General features: G+C 43.1%; 1 protein-coding gene. It reads left to right on the top strand.

Annotation, left to right across the window (positions count from 1 at the left end; translation table 11 throughout):
- The first annotated feature begins 365 nt into the window (after nt 1–365).
- Nucleotides 366–1,070 carry an ammonium transporter family protein gene (locus DWA30_RS10075; protein ID WP_210725401.1) on the top strand — a complete coding sequence of 235 codons (705 nt, stop codon included), beginning with the start codon at nt 366–368 and terminating at the stop codon, nt 1,068–1,070.
- The last annotated feature ends 36 nt before the right edge of the window (nt 1,071–1,106 follow it).

A 1,106-nucleotide genomic window follows, 5' to 3' on the forward strand; every position in this document is an offset into this window, starting at 1 on the left:
ATATTGGTGTGAGCAGAAATGTTTTCGGCTTCAATGTCGATTTGCGTTACCACGATACCGACATCAAAAAAGGCGAACATGACTTTTACGGTTTTGACTCCAATCATCAAATTGTTGATGAGCGGTTTGTGGTCTCGGTATCTAAATCCTTCTAAATTTAGCTATTTGTTTTCAGCTTGAGGTCTTGATGGCCTCTTCTCTCTTACCTTGGGCGTCTATGCGCCCAAGGTTTTTTTATGTCGACCACCTAGAGTCAACTAAGCATCTGATTACAACGCTTTGTGAAGAAAAGTCAGGATGTCAGAATAAAACTGCATTACATAGCTCTTATTGCTCATATAGCTTCACTAATATAGGACAGTAAAATGATTGAACCGGCCATTACTTTTCCTACTCAAGTATCACTGTCATCACTCGTTCATAGCCTGATATATATCTTAGGTGCAGCAGGGATGATCTTTCTTTTGTTCGGTTTGTTGCTAATCGATGCTGGTACAGTAAAAAAACAAAATGCATTCACCTCGGGCGTGGAAAAGCTTGTCGGCTTTTTCATAGGTTTTGGCACCTATCTTTTAATTGGCTTTGGTCTGTGGCTCGCACAATACTACATAATGCGTGGCGACTCTCTGGTTGACAGCATTTCTGATTGGTGGCTTGGCGGTGCAATGACTAACTCACTGGCCCAGGCTATCGATCCAGCCAGATTTTCCCATCTAAACGAATATCAAATCTTCTTGTTTTTCCTGGCCTGCACCGCAGGGATAATCAATGTGTTGCTGCATTTTGCCATCTCAGAACGAATGAAAGCGTCTGCATATTATCTGACCTGTATTGTTGCTGCCTTAGGCTCATCACTGCTCAGTTGGTGGACATGGGGATCAGTCGGGCCTTTGACTAATTCCGGCTATCATGATTTTTTTGGTGTTGGCTTTGTCTATTTATTTCCGGCTGGTATGGCTATGGTTATGGTGGCTAAACTCGGCCCAAGACCAGGCATATTCTCCGAGGCAAAAAAACCTCATTTGAGTCATTACAGCAATCCGGTTTTGCCACTATCGGTACTGTCATGATTTTCGCGGCCCTGCCTATGGTCATTATTTCCTGTC

Origin of the sequence: Candidatus Ulvibacter alkanivorans (assembly GCF_003333325.1) — a bacterium.
In the GTDB taxonomy this organism is placed as follows: domain Bacteria; phylum Bacteroidota; class Bacteroidia; order Flavobacteriales; family Flavobacteriaceae; genus Ulvibacter_A; species Ulvibacter_A alkanivorans.

Bases quoted from the DNA above. Each gene is read 5' to 3' on its own strand.
- DWA30_RS10075 (WP_210725401.1), top strand. From the start codon at position 366: ATGATTGAACCGGCCATTACTTTTCCTACTCAAGTATCACTGTCATCA.